This is a genomic window from Mycobacterium ostraviense, from assembly GCF_002705925.1.
Taxonomy (GTDB): Bacteria; Actinomycetota; Actinomycetes; order Mycobacteriales; family Mycobacteriaceae; genus Mycobacterium; species Mycobacterium ostraviense.
In genome coordinates this window covers 4,698,479-4,721,992 of sequence record NZ_NKRE01000001.1, presented here as the reverse complement: position 1 = coordinate 4,721,992, position 23,514 = coordinate 4,698,479, and the positions used below count along the sequence as shown (strand labels likewise).

24 protein-coding genes, 2 tRNA genes and 3 pseudogenes are annotated in these 23,514 nt (G+C 64.7%); 17 read left to right on the top strand and 12 right to left on the bottom strand.

Annotated features, from left to right (window positions below):
• Positions 1-245 precede the first annotated feature (245 nt).
• Positions 246-884: an SACE_7040 family transcriptional regulator gene (locus CDN38_RS22045; protein ID WP_075512958.1), complete on the top strand. Its 639-nt coding sequence runs from the start codon at positions 246-248 to the stop codon at positions 882-884.
• Positions 885-1,136: 252 nt separating this feature from the next.
• Here CDN38_RS22045 and CDN38_RS22040 read toward each other — a convergent pair whose 3' ends face one another.
• Together CDN38_RS22040 and CDN38_RS29660 are read right to left on the bottom strand one after the other, a co-directional pair.
• Entirely contained in the window at positions 1,137-1,745 is a 609-nt protein-coding gene (locus CDN38_RS22040; protein WP_161951692.1) for a TIGR03619 family F420-dependent LLM class oxidoreductase, read from the bottom strand.
• A gap of 14 nt (positions 1,746-1,759) precedes the next feature.
• Positions 1,760-1,909, bottom strand: a complete 150-nt coding sequence (locus CDN38_RS29660; protein WP_161951691.1) for an LLM class flavin-dependent oxidoreductase — start codon at positions 1,907-1,909, stop codon at positions 1,760-1,762.
• A 243-nt stretch (positions 1,910-2,152) separates the two neighbouring features.
• Between CDN38_RS29660 and CDN38_RS22035 the strand changes: the two genes are divergently transcribed.
• Positions 2,153-2,944, top strand: a complete 792-nt coding sequence (locus tag CDN38_RS22035; RefSeq protein ID WP_075512902.1) for an MmpS family transport accessory protein — start codon at positions 2,153-2,155, stop codon at positions 2,942-2,944.
• Here the strand turns inward: CDN38_RS22035 and CDN38_RS22030 are convergent.
• Positions 2,941-4,281, bottom strand: coding sequence for an MFS transporter (locus CDN38_RS22030; protein WP_075512901.1), 1,341 nt, complete (start codon positions 4,279-4,281; stop codon positions 2,941-2,943). The genes CDN38_RS22035 and CDN38_RS22030 overlap by 4 nt on opposite strands.
• A 140-nt stretch (positions 4,282-4,421) precedes the next feature.
• Between CDN38_RS22030 and cmrA the strand changes: the two genes are divergently transcribed.
• Together cmrA and CDN38_RS22020 are read left to right on the top strand one after the other, a co-directional pair.
• Positions 4,422-5,234 carry a mycolate reductase gene (gene cmrA / locus CDN38_RS22025; protein WP_075512900.1) on the top strand — a complete coding sequence of 271 codons (813 nt, stop codon included), beginning with the start codon at positions 4,422-4,424 and terminating at the stop codon, positions 5,232-5,234.
• Positions 5,235-5,375: 141 nt separating this feature from the next.
• Entirely contained in the window at positions 5,376-5,585 is a 210-nt protein-coding gene (locus tag CDN38_RS22020) for a hypothetical protein (RefSeq protein ID WP_075512899.1), read from the top strand.
• A gap of 528 nt (positions 5,586-6,113) precedes the next feature.
• Here the strand turns inward: CDN38_RS22020 and CDN38_RS22015 are convergent.
• A pseudogene (locus CDN38_RS22015) lies at positions 6,114-6,416 on the bottom strand (PE domain-containing protein); the annotation flags it as partial.
• Between the two features lie 226 nt (positions 6,417-6,642).
• On the opposite strand from CDN38_RS22015, the gene CDN38_RS22010 reads away from it, so the two are divergent.
• Both CDN38_RS22010 and CDN38_RS22005 read left to right on the top strand, forming a co-directional pair.
• A complete protein-coding gene (locus tag CDN38_RS22010; protein ID WP_142361311.1) occupies positions 6,643-7,170 on the top strand; it encodes a hypothetical protein in 528 nt (175 codons plus the stop codon).
• Positions 7,171-7,185: 15 nt separating this feature from the next.
• Positions 7,186-7,428, top strand: a pseudogene (locus CDN38_RS22005) (transposase); the annotation flags it as partial.
• 1,214 nt (positions 7,429-8,642) lie between these two features.
• Here the strand turns inward: CDN38_RS22005 and CDN38_RS21995 are convergent.
• Entirely contained in the window at positions 8,643-9,149 is a 507-nt protein-coding gene (locus CDN38_RS21995) for a hypothetical protein (protein WP_233026804.1), read from the bottom strand.
• A gap of 244 nt (positions 9,150-9,393) precedes the next feature.
• A complete protein-coding gene (locus CDN38_RS21990) occupies positions 9,394-10,149 on the bottom strand; it encodes a transposase (protein ID WP_275539811.1) in 756 nt (251 codons plus the stop codon).
• A gap of 23 nt (positions 10,150-10,172) precedes the next feature.
• Here CDN38_RS21990 and CDN38_RS33130 point away from each other — a divergent pair.
• Positions 10,173-10,251, top strand: a pseudogene (locus CDN38_RS33130) (transposase); the annotation flags it as partial.
• Positions 10,252-10,662: 411 nt separating this feature from the next.
• On the opposite strand, the gene CDN38_RS21980 reads toward CDN38_RS33130, so the two are convergent.
• Positions 10,663-12,258: a helicase HerA-like domain-containing protein gene (locus CDN38_RS21980; protein WP_099319171.1), complete on the bottom strand. Its 1,596-nt coding sequence runs from the start codon at positions 12,256-12,258 to the stop codon at positions 10,663-10,665.
• Positions 12,259-12,365: 107 nt separating this feature from the next.
• Between CDN38_RS21980 and orn the strand changes: the two genes are divergently transcribed.
• From orn to CDN38_RS21960, 4 genes are all read left to right on the top strand, one after another.
• Positions 12,366-13,013, top strand: coding sequence for an oligoribonuclease (orn, locus tag CDN38_RS21975; RefSeq protein WP_075512896.1), 648 nt, complete (start codon positions 12,366-12,368; stop codon positions 13,011-13,013).
• A 51-nt stretch (positions 13,014-13,064) separates the two neighbouring features.
• Positions 13,065-13,140, top strand: a tRNA-His gene (locus CDN38_RS21970).
• A 100-nt stretch (positions 13,141-13,240) separates the two neighbouring features.
• Complete coding sequence (locus tag CDN38_RS21965) at positions 13,241-14,011, top strand: YcaO-like family protein (protein WP_075512895.1); 771 nt, start codon at positions 13,241-13,243, stop codon at positions 14,009-14,011.
• Entirely contained in the window at positions 13,962-14,216 is a 255-nt protein-coding gene (locus tag CDN38_RS21960; RefSeq protein WP_075512894.1) for a hypothetical protein, read from the top strand. Before CDN38_RS21965 ends, CDN38_RS21960 begins: the two co-directional genes overlap by 50 nt.
• 22 nt (positions 14,217-14,238) lie before the next feature.
• Here CDN38_RS21960 and CDN38_RS21955 read toward each other — a convergent pair whose 3' ends face one another.
• A complete protein-coding gene (locus CDN38_RS21955; protein WP_075512893.1) occupies positions 14,239-15,435 on the bottom strand; it encodes a L,D-transpeptidase in 1,197 nt (398 codons plus the stop codon).
• Positions 15,436-15,643: 208 nt separating this feature from the next.
• Here CDN38_RS21955 and CDN38_RS21950 point away from each other — a divergent pair.
• Positions 15,644-15,716, top strand: a tRNA-Lys gene (locus CDN38_RS21950).
• A 269-nt stretch (positions 15,717-15,985) separates the two neighbouring features.
• On the opposite strand, the gene CDN38_RS21945 is transcribed toward CDN38_RS21950, so the two are convergent.
• Positions 15,986-16,213, bottom strand: coding sequence for a DUF3618 domain-containing protein (locus CDN38_RS21945; protein WP_075512892.1), 228 nt, complete (start codon positions 16,211-16,213; stop codon positions 15,986-15,988).
• Between the two features lie 91 nt (positions 16,214-16,304).
• Between CDN38_RS21945 and bcp the strand changes: the two genes are divergently transcribed.
• Together bcp and CDN38_RS21935 are read left to right on the top strand one after the other, a co-directional pair.
• Positions 16,305-16,793, top strand: a complete 489-nt coding sequence (bcp, locus tag CDN38_RS21940) for a thioredoxin-dependent thiol peroxidase (protein ID WP_075512891.1) — start codon at positions 16,305-16,307, stop codon at positions 16,791-16,793.
• 133 nt (positions 16,794-16,926) lie between these two features.
• Positions 16,927-17,226, top strand: coding sequence for a hotdog domain-containing protein (locus tag CDN38_RS21935; RefSeq protein WP_075512890.1), 300 nt, complete (start codon positions 16,927-16,929; stop codon positions 17,224-17,226).
• A gap of 151 nt (positions 17,227-17,377) precedes the next feature.
• Here the strand turns inward: CDN38_RS21935 and CDN38_RS21930 are convergent, their stop codons facing one another.
• Both CDN38_RS21930 and CDN38_RS21925 read right to left on the bottom strand, forming a co-directional pair.
• On the bottom strand, positions 17,378-17,911 hold the full coding sequence (locus tag CDN38_RS21930; protein ID WP_082277363.1) for a hypothetical protein: 534 nt from the start codon (positions 17,909-17,911) through the stop codon (positions 17,378-17,380).
• A 153-nt stretch (positions 17,912-18,064) separates the two neighbouring features.
• Positions 18,065-19,399, bottom strand: a complete 1,335-nt coding sequence (locus tag CDN38_RS21925) for a dipeptidase (RefSeq protein WP_075512956.1) — start codon at positions 19,397-19,399, stop codon at positions 18,065-18,067.
• 30 nt (positions 19,400-19,429) lie between these two features.
• Between CDN38_RS21925 and macS the strand changes: the two genes are divergently transcribed.
• From macS to CDN38_RS21910, 3 genes are read left to right on the top strand one after another with little or no spacing between them, the layout of a single operon-like run.
• The gene (gene macS / locus CDN38_RS21920) at positions 19,430-20,575 is read left to right on the top strand and encodes a MacS family sensor histidine kinase (protein WP_075512889.1); all 1,146 of its coding nucleotides are present in this window, start codon (positions 19,430-19,432) and stop codon (positions 20,573-20,575) included.
• Positions 20,568-21,224, top strand: coding sequence for a response regulator (locus CDN38_RS21915; protein WP_075512888.1), 657 nt, complete (start codon positions 20,568-20,570; stop codon positions 21,222-21,224). Before macS ends, CDN38_RS21915 begins: the two co-directional genes overlap by 8 nt.
• Positions 21,225-21,284: 60 nt before the next feature.
• Positions 21,285-23,066: a DUF2339 domain-containing protein gene (locus CDN38_RS21910; RefSeq protein WP_075512955.1), complete on the top strand. Its 1,782-nt coding sequence runs from the start codon at positions 21,285-21,287 to the stop codon at positions 23,064-23,066.
• A 34-nt stretch (positions 23,067-23,100) separates the two neighbouring features.
• On the opposite strand, the gene acpS is transcribed toward CDN38_RS21910, so the two are convergent.
• The gene (gene acpS / locus CDN38_RS21905; protein ID WP_075512887.1) at positions 23,101-23,493 is read right to left on the bottom strand and encodes a holo-ACP synthase AcpS; all 393 of its coding nucleotides are present in this window, start codon (positions 23,491-23,493) and stop codon (positions 23,101-23,103) included.
• Between the last annotated feature and the right edge of the window lie 21 nt (positions 23,494-23,514).

Sequence of the window (23,514 nt, the reverse complement as noted above, 5' to 3'; positions counted from 1 at the left end):
GACTTCAAAGGCGAGTCAATACGATCCGCGGATTCTTCGCCGACCCTCACCTCGCTTACATCACCGCCTAAGTCGCCTTACTAACGCTCGGCTTAGTAAGAAAGGGCGCTGTGGTCTGCAGCCCCGTTGGCTGCCACGGTTCCTCCGCCTGCCGCTTACCGCGTACGGGTCAACATCGACTAACTCGTGCTACGTTAGTGACGATTAACCGAAGTGTCCAGGACGAGTTTTCTACGGAGGCCGTCATGACAGCGTCCGCTCCGGACGGCCGGCCCGCTCGACCTGAAGCCCCGAGTCGCCGCAGTCAGTTGAAGTCCGACCGGCGTCTGCAGCTGTTGTCGGCTGCTGAACGGCTATTCGCCGAACGCGGTTTTCTCGCAGTGCGGTTGGAGGACATCGGTGCCGCGGCGGGCATCAGCGGTCCGGCGATCTATCGGCACTTCCCCAACAAAGAGTCGCTGCTCGTTGAATTGTTGGTCGGCATCAGTTCCCGGCTCCTCGCCGGCGCCCGCGATGTGACCGCCCGCGGTTCTGATCCGGCCGCAGCGTTGGATGGGCTCATTGATTTTCACCTCGACTTTGCGCTGGGTGAACCGGATCTGATCCGAATCCAGGACCGTGACCTTGCGCACCTGCCGGCAGCAGCCGAACGACATGTGCGCAAAGCACAGCGCCAGTACGTAGAGGTCTGGGTGGGGGTGCTGCGCGAGCGTGATCCCGACCTGGCCGAAGCAGATGCGCGGCTGATGGCGCACGCCGTGTTCGGGCTGCTGAACTCCACACCGCACAGCATGAAGTCGGCCGATGCCAGATCGGCGCGGGTGCGTTCCCGCACCATCATGCGTGCCATGACCGTGGCGGCGCTGCGAGTCACCGACCGCTAGCTGGCTCAGCCCGCCGGGAAGGCCGGAATCACATACTTGGCGAAAAGCCGCATCTGTTCCAGCATTTCGCTCACCGTGTTGGCGACGAAAGGTGGCGTAGAACCCGTCGAGCCCGGCGCGTTCGAACGCAGCTATCTTGGCGCACACCTGGTCCGGCGTGCCGATGACATTGTCGGCCACATACTTGTCCAGACTCACGCTTTTCATCATGGTGTCGCGCAAGGAGGTCCGGAACAGCTCGAATGTCGACCGCTACAGGCGCTCACGAGCTTTCTCAGCCGTCGGAGCCAGGCACACGACCGTCTGCAATCCGATCGTCACGTCGGTGGGATCGCGCCCCGCGGCTCCGGTGAATTTCGCGACTTCGTCTCGGCCAGAGGCAATTTCGTCCGGGCCGAGCTTAGCCGGCAGCCAACCCTGACATTGCTCCCCGGCCCGGCGAATGGCGCCCTTGGCATTGCCGCCGGAGAAGATCGGCAACGGCGAGTGGACCGGCTTGGGGTACGCCTCGACATCGCGGAATCGGCGGTACCGTCCCGCATAGGTCGACCGACGCTGCCCAAACAGAATGCGCAACGCCTCGATGCCCTCGGCCATCAGCCGGGTGCGCGACGCATCGGCCAAATCCGGTGCTACCGACTCGAATTCGTTCCGATACCCGCCGGCTGCTACCGCCAATGTGACGCGCCCGCCGCTGATTTGATCCAGTGTGGCGACCTGCTTGGCCGGCAGCACCGGCTCACGCATCGGCAAGACGAGGATCCCGGTAGCCAGCCGCACCACCGATGTCTTGGCCGCGATCGTCGCCAGCATCATCAGTGGCTCGAAGTAGTCAGGTGGGACCGACCACGCCTCCCACACGAAGCGTTGGGTGCTCAGATGATCGTGCCGGCGACCTGGTGAAAGCCGAGCGCCTCGGCCTCGACGGCGATCCGAATCACCTCGTCGGCCGTGGCGAACGGGACCGGGTAGGCCATCCCGGACAGGCACGTCGGTACGTCGATTCCGAATTTCACTCCGTTCACCCCCGTTCCTGTCACCGCCGCGCGACGGTTGCCGCGCTAATGTGGATACGTTCTTATTTTTCAGCGGTTGTTGAAGAAAGCGATACTTTGCTTGCATGAACACTTCAACGGTTGCTGAAGAAGGCGGTGGCGGTTGCCCTGAGCCGAGGTGAGTAGGGCTTCGTCCGGCACGGCCTTGCCACTGGAGCGGTGCGGCGGCACCGCCGCCCAACTCTTAGGTACCCTTCAAACCATGAGGTGGGCATGAACGATCCACGCCGACCCCAGCGGTATGGTCCCCCTCAACCGGGGCCCCCACCCACGTGGCCGCAGGGTCCCGTAAATCCGCCGCCCGTCGACCCGGCTTACGCCGGCCAGGCGCCCTATGCGCCCACCTACAGCGGCCACATTCCTCAATGGGCGCCCGGTGCCTACGAACCGAACCCGACCCAGCAATTACCGCCCCAATATTGGCAGCAGGACCACCCGGAGCCGGGCGAGATGCTGTACGAGGGCCCGCCACCGCCGCACGGTCCGAGCACGCCGCGATGGTTGTGGGTCGCTGCCGGCGCGGCCGTCCTGCTTGTCGTCGGGTTGGTCATCGCGTTGGTGATCGCAAACATGTCGGTCAAGAACCAGACGGCTGTCGAGCCCCTGCCGCCGATGCCCACCCCGAACTCCACACTCAAGCCGCCGACGACACGAACACTGACACCAACACCGAGCATCGCACCGGCGCCGACAACGACGGGAGGCTCTGGCACGCCCACCGAGACGCCCACCCCTGGTGCGATGCAGACCGTCGTCTACAACGTCACCGGCGAGGGCCGCGCGATCAGCGTGACCTATACCGATACCGGTGACGTCATACAGACCGAGTTCAACGTCGCGCTGCCGTGGAGCAAAGAGGTGAGCCTGCCCAAGTCTTCGCTTCACCCCGCAAGCGTCACCATTATCAACATCGGCCACAACGTGACCTGCTCGGTAACGGTGGCCGGGGTTCAGGTACGCCAACGCACCGGGGTGGGCCTCACCATCTGCGACGCCTCCGGCTAACTCGACTCGGCTACCGCTTCGGTGGCTATGACGACCCTGCGGCGTGGAACGCGCACCGCCAGCATGGCCAGCAGGCCCACCAGCAACACCAGGCAGATGCCGCCCAACCCGGCGCGGACCGCGCCGAAGACGTCAACGAAAACCGAAAACAACCACGGTCCCAGGAACGCCACCGCCCGGCCCGTCATCGTGTACAGCCCGAAGGCAACCCCCTCCTTGCCATGCTGAGCCATGCGCAACAACAATGCGCGCGCCGACGACTGCGACGGTCCGATGAAAAGACACAGCAGCAGTCCGCATACCCAGAAGGCCACCGCACCGGAGAGCGCCATCAACGTCAGTGCCGCGGCCAAGATCGCGGCCAGCGACGCGACGATGACCGGCTTGGAGCCGAGCCGGTGGTCAACCAATCCGCCCAACACCGCGCCGACCGCGGCCACCACACTTCCGGCTACCCCGAACACCAGGACGTCGGCCTGGCTAAGCCCGTACACGTTGACACCCAGTACCGCGCCGAAGGCGAACATGGCCGCCAGCCCGTCCCGGAAGATCGCGCTCGCTACGAGGAAGTAGACCAGATTGCGGTCGCGGCGCCATTCAGCGGTGATGTCCGTCCACAGCTTTCGATAGGCACCCAGCATGCTCGTATTCGGGCGAGGCATTCCGACGGAATCGGGCAATCTATGCGCGACGAACAACAGTGGCAGAGCCAGTAAAGCCAGCCACGCCGCCGCTAGCAGCATCGCCGCCCGGACGTTGAATCCGTCGTGGGCGGGCAGGTGCAGCAATCCACGAACGTCACCGCTGCCGGCCATGAAACCCACATAGACCAGCAACAGCAGCAGGACACTCCCGACATAACCCGCGGCCCACCCGAAGCCGGAAATCCGGCCGGCCGTCTGAGGCGTCGACAGCTGGCGCAGCATCGCGTTGTACGGAACGCTGGCCAGGTCGCTGCACGCGGCCGTCGCCGCCAACAACGCCAGCCCAGGCAATAGGTAACCGGGGCTATCGCGGATCAGGAACATCGCAGCGGTCAGTCCCACCGCCAGACCCGTCAGCACGCCCAACGCCACCCGCCGCCGATGCGGGGACTCGACCCACACGCCTACGACCGGAGCCAGCAGCGCGATGGTCACCCCGGCGGTGGCCCCGGCCCGACCCAGCCAACTCGCCGGCGAGCTACCGCCGGGCATGCCCTCCCCCACGGTGCTGGTCAGATAGACCGAGAACACGAAGGTGGTCACGATCGCGTTCAGCCCGGTAGAACCACAGTCCCACAGCGCCCAGGCCACTACCCGAGATCGCACATACGTGCTCAAACCCCGGTTAGTCATGTCCGGCACTCTATTTGATTTGTGTTGGCAGCGACCCGCTGCGCACGACTCCGTCACGCTTGCGATCGCTACCGACTTGATTTGTGTTGGCAGCGACCCGCTGCGCACGACTGACCTTGCCATCTGTCTACGATTGGCGCATGCCGATACCCGCTCCGAGTCCCGACGCCCGCGCCGTTGTCACCGGAGCTTCGCAGAATATCGGCGAGGCGCTGGCCACCGAGTTGGCCGCACGCGGACACAGTCTGATCGTCACCGCACGCCGCGAAGCCTTGCTGAACGAACTGGCAGGCCGACTCAGCGACAAGTATCGCGTCGCTGTCGAGGTGCGCCCAGCCGATCTCGCAGACCCGGAGGAACGGACGAAGCTGTGTGACGAACTAACGGCACGGCACATCTCGATCCTGTGCGCCAATGCGGGCACGGGGACGTTCGGTCCGCTCGCGTCGCTCGACCCGGCGGGCGAAAAAGCTCAAGTACAGCTGAATGCCGTTGCGGTGCACGACCTCACCCTGGCGGTGCTGCCCGGCATGATCGAGCGCAAGTCCGGCGGCATCTTGATTTCCGGCTCGGCAGCAGGAAATTCGCCCATCCCCTACAACGCCACCTACGCGGCTACCAAGGCGTTCGCGAACACTTTCAGCGAATCACTGCGCGGAGAATTACGCGGGTCCGGTGTGCACGTCACGCTGCTGGCACCGGGACCGGTGCGTAGCGATTTACCCGATGAGGCCGAGGCGTCGCTGGTCGAAAGGCTGGTGCCGGAGTTTTTGTGGATCTCGACGGAGCACACCGCCCGGGTATCGCTGGATGCGTTGGAGCGCAACAAGATGCGCGTCGTTCCCGGCCTGACGTCGAAGGCCATGTCGGTGGCAAGTCAGTATGCGCCGCGCGCCATCGTCGCGCCGATAGTCGGCAGCTTCTACAAGAAGCTCGGGGGCGGCTCGTCATAGGCTGCGGTAGCCGGTCTCGGCCGCTGCCGCATCCGTGCGACCCCACCAGCGTTTCAGGTCATCCACCGGGTGAGTGGAGCGAGAGAACCACGGGATTGCGGGCATCGCGACTGCGGCGGTATTCCACTGCGGGTACGGGCCTTGAATTTCGAGTTCGCTTCCACCATCGACGGCAACGCCATCAACGCCGCCTCGATCATCGACGAGCACACCCGCCAATCGTTGCTCGACATGGTGGAGCGCTCGATCACCGCCGAGCGCTCATCACTGAGTTACAGTAGCTCAATTGTTCACCGCGGGCAACGGACCCCGATGGTGCGGATGGATAACGGCCCCGAGTTGGCGCTCTAAGCGCCGCAAGCATTTTGCGAAATAGAGTCGGGCTATCCTACATCGCTCCACATACGGGTGGCCCACCAGGTCAACTGCAACCGATATCGAACACAACCTGGCTCCAGAACCGGACCGACCAAGTTATCGGGGGAACTGCCACTTGGCCATGGCTCCGATACGTACAACCGGTGGTCAACGGAAAAACGCCGCGCGACTGAGCAATAGGCGATTCTCAAGTGCGATAGCGCCGGTGCTAGCGCACCAGGGAATCACCTTATGGCCAGCTCACGGTACTGACGGGGCTCACGTGATTACTGATGCCGTCGAGCACGTATCCGGACCAGCTTCCCAGACAACCGGCAGCGCGTTCACTGCCAGCGCCGCGCATGCACGCCGGTGCGTGCTGGAATTGGCGCCTAGTGCGCAAATCCGCACCAGCTGCGAACCGAACCCAAAGTCAGGGCATTACCGCGAAGGGGAACGCACACAGTGACAATAATCGGGTCGACTGTACCTCCGGCGGCGCGGCGATTCACACCGGTTCTGTCATGCCAAGCCGCCAGCACCCAGATAAGTCGCGGCCGCCGCAGCATCACCGGCCGCATAGCTGACGCCGGATTCGCCCACACCGACTCCCGAACGGCCCAGCTCTTCGACTGCTTCAGCGGCCACCGCAACGTGCTCATTACCCAGCGCGCTAAACCCGATCCCAGTCTGTAGCGACACCGGACCAGCCGCCGGCGGCACCACCGCCGTGATTGCCGGCGCTGCGGCAGCATGCGCAGCCGCCAAACGAGCGGTCAGCGCTTCCACCGCAGCACTGGCCGCCGCCAAACCCTCAGGAACTACCCCGAAGCAGCCATGCGTTCCGCAACAAACAACCTCCGGCGTCGGCGTCGGCGTGCCTGCCGCTTCGCGGACCAGACAGGATCACGATCCGCAGCGACGAGACGACAGCGTGCGGTTACTAAGCCGCGCATAAGTAAGGCGACACACGGTGTACGGTGCACCGTCTTTCCGGGGCGGTCGTGTTGACTTATTACTATGCGGGACAACGATGGTCGTAAGCTCGACCATGCCACTCATCGACGCGGCGATCGCCGCGATCCCGGCGAAGTGGCGGCGCAACCTGTTGATCACCATCGACGGGGCGGGCTCGAGCCACGCCGTGGTCGAGCACCTGCGCAAACTGAACGCCCGCCCGGGCTGGTCGGTGGCCTACTCGGTGGGGTTCGACCTCGACGAGCGGGCCCGGGTCGCGGTCGGGCAGATGCCCGCCGCCGGGTGGGAGGCGGCGCTGGATGCGGCCGGCCAGGCCCGCGACGACGCGCAGGTGGCCGAGCTGACCGGGCTGCTGCGCGAGGGCGTCGGCGGCGACCGGCTGGCCGGCTGGCCGGCCGACATGCGCATCCTGGTGCGGCGGGAGAAGATCGAGCACGGGACGCAATTGTCACTGTTCGAGCAGATCAACGGCCACCGCTACCAACTCATCGCGACCGCCACCCGGGGCGGACAGGCCCAGCGGCTCGAGGCCCGCCACCGGGTGCACGCCCGGGTGGAGGGGTTCATCCGCTGCGGCAAGGACACCGGCCTGGCCCGCTGACCCTCGCACTCGTTTGCGATCAACACCGCCTGGGTCACCGCGGTCGCCCTCGCCATCGACCTGCTGTGCTGGATGCGGCTGCTGCTCTTGGACGGCCCGCTGGCCAAGGCCGAACCGGCGACCCTGCGCTACCGGCTGCTGCACGCTGCGGCCCGCCTGGTCAAACGATGCCGCTACCTGATCCTGCGGGTCCCCGAAACCTGGCCCTGGGCACAGCAATTCGCCGCCGCCGTCAACCGCGTCCGCGCCATCCCCTGACCCGCGACCCCCGCGCCCGTTCGACCCCAAGCAAGGAGCAGCCACCCCGGGACCGTGGAACCCGGCGTCACCGCACGACACGCGGCGCCGCCGCCTACGGAGAAGCTGGAAATCAAGATCAACTCGTGATCTCAGCAGCCATCGGGGGAGAACTCGGGCGACCGTGAAATTTTGAGGCATGGGACCACAATGGTCTGTGAACTCGGTGATATCCACGCTTCAAGCCGGTATCTTGATCGGAGGATCGACGCGAGGTGAATCCAACTTCGTATACCAATACTGAGCCGATTCAAGCACTCTTTCTTCACCCGCGACGGTTTTGACGTCGAATCCCGGCCACAACACTTCCTACAAGCTCAATCCCAGTAGATTGAAGAAGACAAGAATAGGCCCCACATGAATCGTGCACCGTAATGTTCTCCATACCAATAAAAGTCGAACTCCTCGTATGCGGGCAAGAACTCATCGAACAGGGGCCCACTTGCCGCGAAGAGTCAGCGGGCCAAACCGCTCCGCGAATTCGGCGATGTCCACGCTCCAAGTTGGCAGTTCGGTAGGGGAATCAACGCGAGGTGAATCGCGCCTCGTGTGCCAGTACCCCGTCGATTCAAGCACTCCTTCGTCGCCGGCGATGGCGTTGAAGTCGAATCCAGGCCACAATACGCTGTTGTATCTCAATGCCGCAGAGTCCTGTTCAGCAACGCCTAAACTAACAGCCTTTTCATGTTCTCAAAGCGGGAAGCTTCGTCGCCAAGTGCTCTTGCTGTTCGCTCATGTATAAGTTCCGCATCTTCCAAGGAGAGCCCGTGTTCGGCCAGTTTGGCTTCTAGACTAGTTGAGCTTCCTTGTTCGCCATTGACATTCTTAGCCTCATCGTCATGAGCAGGTAGACCTCAAAATCAATGATCCCTGCATCTGAGGATACGTTCATCCCGGCGCCTTTCATCGGCCAATGTACGACAAGAATTTACGAAGGTCACCCACAAGAGCTGTCGTCGATCCGTCAGGATATACCATCATTCCTCTTCCATACGTTAAGTCCGTAGGCAGCACCACTTTTTGTTCCGTCAGGCATGTAAACAATTTTCCTCAGTTTCACCGAAAGCGGCCTCCGCGGGGATGGCTGTTGTTCCCGCAGCCCCTTCCTCGTAACGGGCGGGCCAGTGTTCCTGCTTAGCTGAAAGCTCGAAGAGGGTTCCCAACGGTGCGGGATTCTAGCTGAATATATCAATCTTCAGGCCACGACTTCGCCGAAAACATGAAGAGCCCCCAACTGAATCCGGCACCATAACTCTCCCCGCCCATGGAAATTCGTACTCCTCGTATGCGGGGAGAAACTTGTCAAACAACGGCCACTGACGGCCACCCCGAATGGGGCCAAAATGCTCCGTGAACTCGGTAACGTCCATGCCCCAAATGGGTACTTCGGTCGGAGAATTGAATCTGTGCGAATTGCGCCTTATATGCCAATACCATGCCGACTCAATTAACCCGTCTTCATCGGTAACGGCGTTGAAGTCAAATCCGGGCCACAATACGTTGCTAAATTTCAAAGATGGGGCATCTTGGTTCACAACCCATAGCAAATTCTTCATATTTCCGAGGTAAGAGGCTTCATCGCCAAGAGCCTCGGCTACCCGCTTATGTATACATTCCGCATCGTCTATAGAGAGCCTGTGTTCACCCAGTTTGGCTTCTAGCTGAGCTTGTTTGCGCGACATTGAGATCCTTAGTTAGCTTCATCGTCATAAGCAGGTAGATCTCGAAGTCAATGATCGCAGGTGTGAACCTCAAAATTTCACGGTCGCCCGAGTTCTCCCCCGATGGCTGCTGAGATCACGAGTTGATCTTGATTTCCAGCTTCTCCGTAGGCGGCGGCGCCGCGTGTCGTGCGGTGACGCCGGGTTCCACGGTCCCGGGGTGGCTGCTCCTTGCTTGGGGTCGAACGGGCGCGGGGGTCGCGGGTCAGGGGATGGCGCGGACGCGGTTGACGGCGGCGGCGAATTGCTGTGCCCAGGGCCAGGTTTCGGGGACCCGCAGGATCAGGTAGCGGCATCGTTTGACCAGGCGGGCCGCAGCGTGCAGCAGCCGGTAGCGCAGGGTCGCCGGTTCGGCCTTGGCCAGCGGGCCGTCCAAGAGCAGCAGCCGCATCCAGCACAGCAGGTCGATGGCGAGGGCGACCGCGGTGACCCAGGCGGTGTTGATCGCAAACGAGTGCGAGGGCCAGCGGGCCAGGCCGGTGTCCTTGCCGCAGCGGATGAACCCCTCCACCCGGGCGTGCACCCGGTGGCGGGCCTCGAGCCGCTGGGCCTGTCCGCCCCGGGTGGCGGTCGCGATGAGTTGGTAGCGGTGGCCGTTGATCTGCTCGAACAGTGACAATTGCGTCCCGTGCTCGATCTTCTCCCGCCGCACCAGGATGCGCATGTCGGCCGGCCAGCCGGCCAGCCGGTCGCCGCCGACGCCCTCGCGCAGCAGCCCGGTCAGCTCGGCCACCTGCGCGTCGTCGCGGGCCTGGCCGGCCGCATCCAGCGCCGCCTCCCACCCGGCGGCGGGCATCTGCCCGACCGCGACCCGGGCCCGCTCGTCGAGGTCGAACCCCACCGAGTAGGCCACCGACCAGCCCGGGCGGGCGTTCAGTTTGCGCAGGTGCTCGACCACGGCGTGGCTCGAGCCCGCCCCGTCGATGGTGATCAACAGGTTGCGCCGCCACTTCGCCGGGATCGCGGCGATCGCCGCGTCGATGAGGGCGGCTCAAACTGTTCTTCCTGCCCGGTTACTCACCAGAGCTCAATCCTGACGAGTGGGTATGGAAAAACGTCAAACACGACCGCATCGGCAAGACCTCGATCATCGATGGCGACCACTTCAAGGCCATCGTGACCACTGCCCTGCGCCGACTTCAAAGGCGAGTCAATACGATCCGCGGATTCTTCGCCGACCCTCACCTCGCTTACATCACCGCCTAAGTCGCCTTACTAACGCTCGGCTTAGTAAACCGGGGCGCGTTTCTCGGTGGGCATGCTTGCCTACCCAGGTGCGGTGCGCGCTGGAGGTGTCCGTGCGACATGGTGATTCCACAGCGGACGCATAATTCCCTGCCTGCAACGATTTCGGCGATAGTCCAGGCGCGGCCTTGGCTCAACGGCACCGACTCGGGTGGCGGTTCGGACCACGAACCAGCCAGCCATCGGCTGGCCGGACCCGTCCCGCTTCGGCTTAGCGCAGGGCTAGTCGTTACTTGCGCCGGCGCCGCCCGGTACCGAAGATGCTGCGGGTGATTTCGCGTACCCCGGTGTTGATGGCGCTCTTCACGGTCGGGTTCTTCAGAATCTCTTCCCACATGCCAGGGCCCTTGGGTTCAACGGGCGCCGGCATGGGCGGCACCTGGATCTCGTCCGGCCACGGTAGCGGATCGTACTTTCCCCTCAGCGGCTGGACCGGCGGCGGCGCCTCTGCGGGCGCATATGTGGTGCTCAGCATTTCGTGGGCGGACACCCGGTCGATGGTCTGGCCATACACGGCCTGCAGCGGGCTTGAGTGGGCCGCCGCAGCAACGGCGTCGGTGCCGATCGCGCCCATCAGCGACCGGGGAACCCGCATGCGGGTCCAGGCCACCGGGGTCGGCGCGCCCTTCTCGGAGAGTACGGTCACGACGGCTTCACCGATGCCCAGCGACGTCAGCGCCGATTCCAGGTCGTAGACATCGGTTTTCGGATACGTGCGAACGGTTTTGCTGAGCGCCTTTTGATCGTCGGGTGTGAACGCCCGTAGCGCATGCTGGATCCGCGCCCCCAGCTGAGACAGCACCGTGTTGGGCAGATCTGTCGGCAATTGGGTGCAGAAGAACACCCCGACACCCTTGGAGCGAATGAGCTTGACCGTCTGCTCGACCTGCTCCAGGAAGGCCTTGGAGGCGTCGGTGAACAGCAAGTGCGCCTCGTCGAAAAAGAAGACCAGCTTAGGTTTGTCCAGATCCCCCACCTCGGGCAGATAGGTGAACAGGTCGGCCAGCGCCCACATCAAGAACGTGGAGAACAGCACGGGGCGCAGCGACTGACCGCTGAACTCCAGCAGCGAGATGATGCCGCGGCCCTGGCTGTCCACACGTATCAGGTCGTCAGGTCTCAGTTCCGGCTCGCCGAAGAAGGTGTCAGCACCTTCGGCTTCGAGGTTGACCAATGCTCGCAGGATGACGCCCGCAGTCGTCGGCGAAACGGCGCCAAGGGCTTTCAGCTCCGCTTTGCCTTCGTCGCTGGTCAGATGGCTGATCACCGTACGCAGATCTTTCAAGTCCAGCAACGGAAGTCCCCGCTGGTCGGCCCAGTGGAAGATCAGCCCCAGCGTTGATTCCTGGGTAGCATTGAGCCCCAACACCTTTGACAACAGAATAGGTCCGAAGCTGGAGATGGTGGCGCGCACCGGGACACCGACTCCGCTGGTGCCCAACGACAGAAACTCCACCGGGAAGGCCGTGGGCTTGCAATTGTCGCCGGTATCTTTCGCCCGTGCGGCCGCCTTGTCGTTGGCCTCCCCCGCCCGAGATAGGCCGGACAGGTCGCCCTTCACGTCGGCCATGAGCACCGGCACGCCCGCGGCGCTGAGCTGCTCGGCGATGAGCTGCAGCGTTTTGGTTTTCCCGGTTCCAGTGGCCCCGGCTACCAAACCGTGCCGGTTGATGGTGGCCAGTGGAATGCGAATCTGCGCAGTGGGGTCGGCGTCGCCGTCGACGACGACGGTGCCCAATTCGAGCGCCTGGCCTGCCACGGAGTAACCGGCCGCGATCCGCTGCGCGGGCCCACCAAGCCCACCGGCCGCCGCGTCGGTGCTCATCGCGCCACCTCTTCCCCGTCGTTACCCGTACCGCTTGGCAAAGCAATCACACTACTTGCCCGGATGTGGCAGTTACGACCACGGCAATGGGCCTACTCTTGAGCGCTGTGCGTGACGAACTGGTGTGGATCGACTGCGAGATGACCGGGCTGAATATAGCTTCGGACAAGTTGATCGAGATCGCCGTACTGGTCACCGACGCCGACCTGAACATCCTCGGGGACGGAGTGGACGTGGTGATCCACGCCGACGACGACGCGCTGTCGTCGATGATCGACGTGGTTGCCGAGATGCACACCCGCTCGGGACTGATCGAGGAGGTCAAGGCTTCCACCGTCGACCTGGCGACGGCCGAAACGATGGTGCTCGACTACATCAACGAACACGTCAAGCAACCCAAGACGGCGCCGCTGGCAGGGAACTCCATCGCCACCGACCGGTCCTTCATCGCCCGCGACATGCCCGCTCTGGACGCGTTTCTGCACTACCGGATGATCGACGTCAGCTCGATCAAGGAGCTCTGCCGACGCTGGTACCCGCGCATCTACTTCGGCCAGCCGCCCAAAGGCCTGGCGCACCGAGCGCTGGCCGACATTCACGAATCCATTCGTGAACTGCGCTACTACCGGCGCACTGCGTTCGTCCCTCCGCCGGGGCCGTCTACCAGCGAAATTGCCGCGGTGGTGTCCGATCTTCAAGGCAGAGCCGACGCACCGGGGATAATCGATTCGGCCGAGGAGCCTCCGACCGGCTAATATCGACGTCGCCGCTCGTTAGCCCTCTGGGAGGACCGGCAGGCGGCCATGGTGAGTGTAGTTCAGTTGGTAGAGCACCAGGTTGTGATCCTGGGTGTCGCGGGTTCGAGTCCCGTCACTCACCCCACAGGTCAGGGGGATCGCGACGCCCTGTTAACCACCAACGGCAACTGCTCTCCGGCCGACGCCAGGATGTCACCGTCGCCACCGGAGCCAGCGGTCAGGTAATGCTTCGCTCCTGCGCCGACATCGCCCAATCTGCGCTGGCTAGCGAGGCATATGCGGTACTCCTCGAGGAGCAGCCCACCGAGAGCATCGCCTGCCGTGTCTACAAGCAGCTCGCCGGGGACGACACGTTGGTGGTGCCGCTGTTCTTGGCCTACGCGTCGTGGGTGGACGAGCAGACCACGCCGCTGCGCAGCGAGATCGGCGACACCGTGGACTACAGCTCACTTGCCCGCTATTCGTCCAACAGCGGCAGTGCCATCGGCGGCAGCATGGAAGAGGCGGCCGTCCATGCAATCAACGAGGCCATCGAACGCGACGCTACGTCACTGTTCCTGATTCGCTCCATCGTCGCGGCCACACCGGCCGCGTCGGCGTTTCTCGATCCTGAGACCCTTCCGATTGAGCTCCGCACGCTGCTCGAGCAGGTTCAGACCCGCATCGGGCGGGAGATGTGGCTGATCGACGTCACCACCGACCTCGGAGTACCGAGCATGCTGGCGTATTCGCCTGGCCCGCGCGGCCGATACCTGCGCGGGTACGGCGCGTCGCTATCGCGGCGCTACAGCGTCTATCGAGCTTTGACTGAGCTGCTCGAAGTTCAGCTCACCGACCGCAGGGTGGCCCGGCGCTTGGAGGGCATTCGAGCTGCTGAAGGACCACCCGGTGCTGCAGGCCTGCGCCGAGCTCGACCTGCGGCCACTGGCCGCTTCCGCGAGACTGGTGCCCTACGTCGAAACCGCAGCCCCCTGCTCGCCCGCCGAGCACCTTAGCCAGTCGCTGTCGCAGCTTGCCGCCCGGGGATTCACGGTCTACCTCGACGAAGCACACCGCCTGTCCAACGGGATCACCGCCGTACACGTGCACATCCCGGGGCTGGAGCGCTTTCGTATGATCGTCGACGGCCCGGCCGCCGTCGTGCCAGGACGCCGGGGAATCGCCGCCGTCGACGTGACCGCACCCGCCTGTCCGGTGTGACGATCGGGCCCGCCGTCCGGGTTCAGGCCTTGGCGTTACCGGCGCGCCACTGATCCCAGGGAATGTTCCAGTCCCCGAGGCCATCCGTGCCGGACAGCGTGCCTCCCACGGTATTGACGACTTCGACGATGTCACCGCTCTTGATGCGGTCGTAGAACCACTGGGCATTGCTCGGGCTCACGTTCAGGCACCCGTGGCTGGTGTTGGTGTGGCCTTGAGCGCCCACCGACCACGGAGCGGAGTGCACGAAGACGCCGCTGTAGGAAATCTGGGTGGCCCAGTCGACGTCGGTGCGATACCCGTTGGGCGAGTTCACCGGAACGCCATAGGTCGACGAGTCCATGATGATGTGCTTGAACCGGGCGCCCACGATGTAGATGCCGTTGGCGGTCGGCGTGCTGTCCTTACCCATCGACGTCGGCATGGTCTTGACGACCTCACCGTTGACCCGGATCGTCAGTATCTTGGTGCTGTCGTCAGCAGTCGCGATGACCTCATCACCAATGGTGAAGTGCGTCCTGACGTTGTCCTCGCCGAACATTCCCTCGCCGAGATCCACACCGTAGGTGTTGACCGCCACGTCGATGGCGGTGCCGGGCTTCCAGAAATGCTCTGGGCGCCAACGCACCTCGCGGTTGTTCAGCCAGTAGAAGGCGCCTTCGACCGGCGGATTGGTGGTGATCTTGATGGCCTTCTCCGCAGCGACCCGGTCGGCGATGTTCTCGTCGAACCGGATCGCCACCGGCTCGCCGATCCCCACGACCTCGCCGTCGCCCGGATTCACATAGGGCATCGTCAGGTGGGCCGGCGAGCTGGTTTGAAACGTCATCTGGCGAGTCGCCGCACCGCCCAGGCCGAGCGCCTTCGCGCTGAGGGTGTAGCGCCGGTTGTAGCCGAGTTGGTCGGTGGTCGACCAGTGCAGTCCATCGGGGCTGAGCTGGCCGCTGATCGACTTCCCGTTTTCGTTCACCATGGTGACCGCCGCCAGCACACCGTCGGCAACGCTGACGGTGACGGGCGCATCAACGGTGGCACCGACGGCTCCGTCGGTCACCGACGCGGTCAGCTTGGGCACCAGCAGGTCGGCGAAGGGTGTGCCCTTATTGACGATGACCTTGACCGGCGCGGGCGCACTGCCGCTGCTGCACGCCACGGCGAGAACAGCGACCGGGACCATGATCGCAGCCAGCCACGCTCGACTTCTGCGCAAAGGCGTCATCAAGTGACCTTCCAGATACTCTCGCTTACTTCGGTCACCGCTGACCCTGGATTGTTCCCTATATTGTAGTGTCTGACCGCGGCCGCGACAGAATTTGTCGGCTTGTCGCCGTCGTTCAGTGTCGCACCTCACCCCGTCCTGATCTGGAGATTTCCCACTGCGCCACGATGCCTGTTATTGTCGCGTACGCGGTCTCTGGCCGTCCACGGCGCCGTTAGCTCAGTTGGTAGAGCAGCTGACTCTTAATCAGCGGGTCCGGGGTTCGAAACCCTGACGGCGCACGCCTCCCCGCCGCGTTGGTCCGCCGGATTTTCCGGGCATCTCGGGGCGGTGCTGTGATGGATACCGGCGCAGAAACCTGCGCGACGCTTGGCGGTGTCATCAACGTGGGAAGACCACCCGCACAAGGGAATCGGGGAATCTACCGCCGAACTGCACGGGTTCCGGCCGGCCGTCCAGTAGCGCAGCTGGTGAAGCTTTCGCCAGATGCCTTGCGAGCCTGAAGGTTGCGTGTCATCCACGCGGCCAGTGAGGGTTGTCGCCGCAGCGCTCACCGATTCCTGATGTTGCGGATCACCACGATGACGACGACAGACCCGACGCCCACCAGGGTCACGGTCACCGCAGGTTTGGTGACGAATCCGATCACCTTGGCCTTGACGTCGTCGGCGAGGCGGCGGGGATTGGCACGCTCAACAAGCGAGTCGACCGTCGCCGCCAGCTGGTCGCGGGCGAGGTCGATCTCCTGCTTGATGGTCTCGGGATCACGGTCCGCCACGTGTCTGTCCTCCAAGTAGGTGCACCTGACGAACTACCCTAGTTGAGCCGGTGCGAGTCCCAACGCTCCGGTGAACAGAAAGGGACCTACCTTGAGCGAGTCCACCCGCCTGGCGCCCGGCGACAAAGCACCCGCGTTCAGCCTGCCCGACGCCGACGGCAACACCGTGTCGCTGGCCGACTACCGGGGGCGCCGCGTCGTCGTGTACTTCTACCCGGCCGCCTCGACACCGGGATGCACCAAAGAGGCCTGCGATTTCCGCGACAACCTCCGCGATCTCAACGACGCCGGCCTGGACGTGGTGGGAATCTCCCCCGACCCGCCGGCCAAGCTGGGCAAGTTCCGCGACGCCGAGGGACTGACGTTCCCGCTGCTGTCCGATCCCGATCGCACGGTGTTGACGGCCTGGGGCGCCTACGGCGAGAAGAAGATGTACGGCAAGACCGTCCAGGGTGTGATCCGGTCCACATTCGTCGTCGACCAGAAGGGCAAGATCGCCCTCGCGCAGTACAACGTCAAGGCCGCTCACACGACAACATTGATCCAGAAGGTCATCAAGCAGGCGAGCGCTGCCGATTAGTCGCCCGCGCCGCGATCGGGCGCGGTACCCTCGCCTCGGCAGAATTGTGTTATGCGGCCTTGAGCGGCAACAACCTGAGTCGGCGTGGGCCGTGCTCGAAAGCGCACAGATGACCTCTAGCGATAGGGGCCGAATGTTTACTACCGAACAGCTGCGCCTATCGCCGGTGCACGAACGCCTGCAGCTCGGTGTGGTGCGTTCCGAACCGGGCGTTGCAGGGCTTTCGATGCCGCTCACGGACGACATCAAGGGTGTCTACGCAGGCACCGTCCACGGCGGCATGCTCGCGACGTTCGCCGACGCCGCCTGCGCGGCATGCCTTTGGGGCATATACGACTTCGGCCCCCAGTTCACAGTCACGACAGACATTCACGTGCGTTACAGCTGCTCAGCGCGGAGTGCGTGGTCGTCGGCGCGGCAGAACGCACTTTGATCCGATCGACCGCCACCTTCATGCTCGTCGCAGCGGGCGACTAGCCGGGCGTGACGGATCTCGTTCCCGAACGTCAAGGCCACCGGACACATCGCCAAGCTTCGCCGTGGCTGGTGATCGAGCTCCGGCAACCACGGAAACCGAGGACGGCTCAGATGCTTTCGGAAGCCGCCACCGCCGCAGACCTGTCAGTCGCGACGGCGCGTCCCTGATGCAACAAATTTCGCATCAGCGGAAATTCGGTGTGCACGTGCCGGTCCATCGCGGCCGCAAACGACTTCGAAAAGTAAAATCGCCATAGCGGATCCAGCCAGTGCCCGCGCCCTCGCCACCCAGCGGTAATGGTGTGACGCAGCCGGACGCCTTGCTCGCCAGTGTGTAACACCAAGGTCAACCGCACCGGTAGCGGCAACCGGCCCAGCCGCAGCTGCCACACAATTCTTTCGCCCGGCACCACGTCAACGACGTCGCCGACCATTCGTACATGCCGCGACCCGACATACTCGTCCATCAGCACAAGATCGCCGACATGATCGCCACCCGTCCCACGCTTGAGTACGTGCAATTCCAGGTGCGTACCCGGCCACCACGACTGGTAGGCATCATCTTCGCAGTTGAGCAGAAAGTCGATGACCTCATGGCCTGTCAGGCCTTCAACGGTCATCTCCGACAAAAGGGTTAGCATCGCAGGCCTCTATCATCGGTGTTGGTCACTAGCACACAACCGACGAAGTTGGTGCAATAGGGCCTCAAGTCACACCCACCGCGGCAAGAGGGCGGACCTCAATTAGGTGGCCGGGGCATCTGACGCCACGCCACCCGCGTCGCCACCGTGTTATCAGCCCAGGTTGGCCAGCAACAGCGCTTCGGCGATGGCGGCCCGCTCCAACACCCCCAAGTGCAGGCTTTCGTTGATGCTGTGCGCCTGCGTCGCGGGATCCTCCACACCGGTGACCAGAATTTTCGCCGCAGGAAACGCCCGGGCGAACTCGGCGATGAACGGAATCGACCCACCCATGCCCATGTCGATGGGATCGGTGCCCCACGCCCGTCGGAACGCCGCCCGGGCAGCGTCATAGACGGGGCCGCTGCCCTCGATGGCATACGGCTGGGCAACCTCGCCGCGCAGCACGCTGACCCGTGCACCCCACGGCGCGTGCCGCCGCAGATGGGCCTCCAGGGCGTCCAGATGCGCCGCGGCATCGCCGCCGGGCGCAACCCGCAGACTGATCTTGGCCCTGACCCGCGGAATCAACGTATTCGACGCTGCCGCAACCGATGTGGTGTCGATGCCGATCACCGTGATCGCCGGCTTGGCCCACAGCCGCTGGGGCACCGAACCGGAACCGATTTCCGATACCCCGTCGAGCAGGCCCGCGTCTGCGCGCACTCGCTCGGGCGGGTAGTCCGGGAAATTCACGGCCGTAACGTCGGTTTCATGCAGCCCTGCGACTGCCACGTTGCCGTCGTCGTCGTGCAAGCTGGCCAGCAGCCGCACCAGCACGCTCAGCGCGTCGGGAACCACACCGCCCCACAAACCGGAGTGCAGCCCGTGGTCGAGCGTGGCGACCTCGACCACGCAATCGGCCAATCCGCGTAGCGACACCGTCAGCGCGGGGACGTCGGTGCTCCAATTGTCCGAGTCCGCGATGACGATCACGTCGGCGGCCAGCGCGTCGCGGTGGGCAGCCAACAATCGGCCCAGTGACGGGGATCCGGATTCTTCTTCGCCCTCGACGAAGACGGTAACGCCCACCGGCGGCCGGCCGCCGTGGGCCCGGAATGCGGCCAAATGTGTTGCGATGCCGGCCTTGTCGTCGGCGGTGCCGCGCCCGTACAGTCGTCCGTCGCGTTCTGTGGGCTCGAAAGGCGGCGATGCCCACTGGTCGCGATCACCCTCGGGCTGCACGTCATGGTGGGCATACAGCAGGACCGTCGGCGCACCCGGTGGCGCCGGATACCGCGCGATGACCGCCGGCGCACCGCCTTCACTGACTATCAGCACATCGTCAAAACCCGCCTGCGACAACAGATCCGCCACCGCCTTTGCACTGCGATGTACCTGATCGTGTCGCGCCGGGTCAGCCCACACGGAGTCGATGCGTACCAGACCTTCGAGATCACGCCGCACCGACGGCAACACCGCCCGAACCCGCTCAACCAGATCAGTCACGACCACGAGGCTAGCTATGCTGAGCCCGATATGGCGACGCGCGGCCCCGACCCGGCAGCGCCGCTCTGGCGGGCGGCGCAGCTGTTCCGGCTATTGAGCTGCGTCTACGCCCTGGGCTTTCAGATCGCGGTCAATTCCGACCTGCGGCTGCCGGCGTTGGGGTGGGCGCTCTTCGCGGTGCTGATCGGCTGGAGCGCGGCCTGCGCGTTCGCCTACCTCCGCGGCTTCGGCCGCCGGCCTGCCTGGGTGATCGCCGAGATCACCGTCGTTATCGTGCTGATGCTGTCCACCAAGGTGGTAGCCACCGGGCAATGGGCACTGGATAACCAGACCTGGCCGACAACCCTGTGGGCCAGCAACGCCACCATTTCGGCGGCCCTGCAGTTCGGTCCGGCCGGCGGCATGTTGACCGGCGTGGCGGTGACGGCCGCCAACGAAGCCGTCAAGGGTTACGTCAACGTCAACCTCGGTCGCAGTGCGACCATTGTCATCGAGCTGGCAGTCGGCCTCGCGGTGGGGATGGCCGCTCGGACCGCCCGGCGTGCCCACGACGAATTGCAGCGAGCCGCCGAATTGTCGGCAGCGCTGCACGAGCGGGAGCGGCTCTCCCGGCAAGTTCACGACGGTGTCATCCAGGTGTTGGCCCTGGTCGCCAAGCGGGGGCATGAAATAGGCGGCGAGGCAGCCGAATTAGCGGAACTGGCCAGCGAACAAGAAGGCGCGCTGCGCCGTTGGGTGATCTCCACCGACACCGAGCGCGACGGCGACAACCAGACGGTCGACCTCGGAGCTCTGTTGCGGCGCCGGGCGTCCGACCAAGTGACCATGAGCTTGCCGGCAACACCGGTGCCGCTGGCGCGTGGGGTGGCCACCGAGTTGGACGCGGCGGTGGGCAATGCCCTGGACAATGTTCGCTTGCACGCCGGGCCGAACGCCCGCGCCTATGTGCTGCTGGAAGATATGGGTGATGCGGTGACGGTGAGCGTTCGCGACGACGGTGTCGGCATTGCCGCGGGGCGGCTCGAGGAGGCCGCCGGCCAGGATCGGCTCGGGGTCTCGATGTCGATCATCGGGCGGTTGGCGGCGCTGGGCGGCACCGCGCAGCTGAGCACGAACACGGGCGAGGGCACCGAGTGGGAACTGACGGTGCCGCGCCGGGAAGGACCTCATGAGTGAGCAGCCATCCCCGACCGTGATGGTCGTCGATGACCATCCGATCTGGCGGGACGCGGTCGCGCGCGACCTCGCCGATGACGGGTTCAACGTGGTCGCCACCGCCGACAGCGTGGCAGCAGCGCGACGAAGGGCCGCAGTCGTCAAGCCGGACGTGGTGCTCATGGACATGCGGCTGGCCGACGGCGACGGCGTGCAGGCGACGACGCAGGTGCTCGAGGTGTCCCCGGCTACCAGGGTGCTGGTCCTGTCGGCCTCGGACGAACGCGAGGACGTCTTGGAAGCGGTCAAGGCCGGGGCGACGGGCTACCTGGTCAAGAGCGCCTCCAAGGCGGAATTGAGTGATGCCGTGCGAGCCACCGCGGCCGGGCGTGCCGTGTTCACACCCAGCCTGGCCGGGCTGGTGCTGGGGGAATACCGGCGCATCGCCACGAACCCGGACTCGGGACCGGCTCGTCCCAGCCTCACCGAGCGGGAGACCGAAGTACTCCGATATGTCGCAAAAGGATTGTCCGCCAAGCAGATTGCCGAAAAGCTTTCGTTGAGTCACCGCACCGTCGAAAACCATGTCCAGGCGACGTTTCGCAAGTTGCAGGTCGCCAACCGGGTTGAGTTGACCCGCTACGCCATCGAGCACGGGCTCGACGAGTAGCCCCGGATTCGGGTAGTCCTACTCATCCATTTCGATGCGCCGCCCGGCATGGTAGCCGCCATGACCGAATCGCATCATGCCGTGATCAGCCGGCTCGCCGCCGAGTTCGACGCTTTGTCCCGCCAAATGGCCCGCGTCTCAGGCGGACTCGGTCAACTCGACCGGCTGATCTTCGATTCAGTCACCGCACCCCAGCCCGCCCCACCACCACCGCAGCCCGTAGCACCGTACTGGCAGCATTGGCAAGTTGCGGCGCCGGCACCACCACGCCAGTTCGCACCGCCACCACCTCAGCGCACACCTACACCTGGTCCGCCGCCAACGCCGCCGACTCCAGACCGCGAATCCGGTTGGATCGGCAAGCTGTTGGCCGTCGCCGGGGTGGCGGTGACGCTGATCGGCGTGGTGCTACTGCTCGTCCTCGCCGCACAGGCCGGCCTGCTGCGCCCGGAGATCCGGGTCACCGGTGGCATTCTGCTGGCCGTCGGGCTCGTTGGGGTGGCCACCCGGCTGCGTGACCGCCCCGGCGGACGGATCGGCGCAATAGCGTTGGCCGCCACCGGTATTGCCGCCGCCTACCTGGACGTCATAGCCCTCACCACGATCTACAAGTGGGTGCCGGCGCCGGCCGGACTCCTGCTCGCCGCGGCGGTCGGCGGGGCGGGCCTGGCACTTGCTCGGCGGTGGAACTCCGAACACCTGGGACTGCTGGTGCTGGTGCCGCTGACCGGGCTGGCGCCCGTCATCACCCACGGTGTCGACCTGTTGCTGGTGGGCTTCATGCTGGCACTCTCGGCCGCTGCGCTGCCGGTACAACTGGGCAAGGACTGGATCTGGGTGCACGCTGCCCGGGTCGCGGCTACCACGCTGCCCCTGCTGGTGGCCCTGGTTTCGGTCGGATCCGACGACGCCTGGGTGATCGGCGCCGCCTCCGGAATCGCCGCGATCCTCGCCATCGCCGGCGGACTCGTCGTGCTACCGGCTATCAGCAACACCGCCGCGTTGGCAGTGCTGACGGCGGCCGGAACCCTGCCTACCCTGGCCGCCGGAATGGCAGTCGATCGGGCACTGGCCGCGGGGCTGGCAGCCGTCCTGGCCGCGGCCATGCTGGTGATCGTGCTAGTCGGCACCGAACTGCCCAAGATCGCCAGACAGGTCTGGTCGGCGTGGTCAGCGGTTTCGGCGCTGGTCGCCGTTACCGTCGCCTTCGACGGCTACCTCGAAGGCCCGGTGCTGCTCTCACTAGCCGTCATCGTCGCCATTGCCGGTCGTGGCGATGCGGTAGCACGTTGGGCCGCAGCAGGTTTTGGTGTCGTCGGGACGGGCCTGTTCTACAGTTACGCGCCACTGGATGCCTTGTTGACCCCCATCGCGATGCCCACTTCGATCGCGGTGTCGACCCTGGCCGCCAGTCTGCTCGTCATCGCTACCGTGTTTGCGATGGCGCGAGCATGCGCAGGTGTCGAGGACCGTGACACCAGATTGATCCTGGGCACGGCTGCCGGGATGCTGGTCGTCTACGCCGTCACCGCCTTCACCGTCACCGCTGGCGTATTTTTCGCCGGCACCGGCGTTGGCTTCGTTGCGGGGCACATGATCGCCACCGTGTGCTGGATCGCCATGGCGGCTGCATTGTTCGGCTACGCGCTGCGGCTGGCCGGCCGGGAACACCGGGCAGCCCCGATCACCGCCGGGCTGACGCTCACCGGCGCCGCCACCGCCAAACTGTTCGTGTTCGATCTGGCGACTCTGGACGGCATCTTCCGGGTGGCGGCATTCATCGTCGTCGGTCTGGTGCTGCTGGGTATGGGCACCGGCTATGCCCGCAGCCTCGCCCGTTGACCCAGCGCTCGCTCACTGCGCGAGCTCGGGCACTCTAGGGTGACTCGAGAATGGCCACTGCGGCGGCGGTATCCGCTTCGTGGGTCAGCGACACATGGATTGTCACATCAGCCAGATGCTTGGCGATTTCCCCGGTTAGCCGCACCCGCGGCCGGCCCCACATGTCGGTGACCACCTCGATGTCGCGGTGAATGTCCTCCGGCAGCATGGGCCGCTGCGCGAACCGCGAGCCGGACCAGGCCTTGATCACCGCTTCCTTGGCGGCCCAGCGGGCCGCTAGGTGCCGGGCCGCCGACGAACTCTTATCCGAAGCATCTCGCCGCTCACCGGGGGTGAAGGTCGTCGCGAACACCGTTCCGGGTTGGTCGACCTGCTCGGCGAAATCAGGAATGGAGACGAGGTCGATCCCCACACCGACGATGCCCATGGGTCGCCACGTTAACGGATG

Coding starts and splice junctions, on each gene's coding strand:
- CDN38_RS22045 (WP_075512958.1), top strand. CDS start 246: ATGACAGCGTCCGCTCCGGACGGCCGGCCCGCTCGACCTGAAGCCCCG.
- CDN38_RS22035 (WP_075512902.1), top strand. CDS start 2,153: ATGAACGATCCACGCCGACCCCAGCGGTATGGTCCCCCTCAACCGGGG.
- CDN38_RS22030 (WP_075512901.1), bottom strand. CDS start 4,281: ATGACTAACCGGGGTTTGAGCACGTATGTGCGATCTCGGGTAGTGGCC.
- cmrA (WP_075512900.1), top strand. CDS start 4,422: ATGCCGATACCCGCTCCGAGTCCCGACGCCCGCGCCGTTGTCACCGGA.
- CDN38_RS22010 (WP_142361311.1), top strand. CDS start 6,643: ATGCCACTCATCGACGCGGCGATCGCCGCGATCCCGGCGAAGTGGCGG.
- CDN38_RS21995 (WP_233026804.1), bottom strand. CDS start 9,149: ATGTCGCGCAAACAAGCTCAGCTAGAAGCCAAACTGGGTGAACACAGG.
- CDN38_RS21980 (WP_099319171.1), bottom strand. CDS start 12,258: ATGAGCACCGACGCGGCGGCCGGTGGGCTTGGTGGGCCCGCGCAGCGG.
- CDN38_RS21965 (WP_075512895.1), top strand. CDS start 13,241: ATGCTTCGCTCCTGCGCCGACATCGCCCAATCTGCGCTGGCTAGCGAG.
- CDN38_RS21955 (WP_075512893.1), bottom strand. CDS start 15,435: ATGACGCCTTTGCGCAGAAGTCGAGCGTGGCTGGCTGCGATCATGGTC.
- CDN38_RS21935 (WP_075512890.1), top strand. CDS start 16,927: ATGTTTACTACCGAACAGCTGCGCCTATCGCCGGTGCACGAACGCCTG.
- CDN38_RS21930 (WP_082277363.1), bottom strand. CDS start 17,911: ATGCTAACCCTTTTGTCGGAGATGACCGTTGAAGGCCTGACAGGCCAT.
- macS (WP_075512889.1), top strand. CDS start 19,430: ATGGCGACGCGCGGCCCCGACCCGGCAGCGCCGCTCTGGCGGGCGGCG.
- CDN38_RS21915 (WP_075512888.1), top strand. CDS start 20,568: ATGAGTGAGCAGCCATCCCCGACCGTGATGGTCGTCGATGACCATCCG.
- CDN38_RS21910 (WP_075512955.1), top strand. CDS start 21,285: ATGACCGAATCGCATCATGCCGTGATCAGCCGGCTCGCCGCCGAGTTC.
- acpS (WP_075512887.1), bottom strand. CDS start 23,493: ATGGGCATCGTCGGTGTGGGGATCGACCTCGTCTCCATTCCTGATTTC.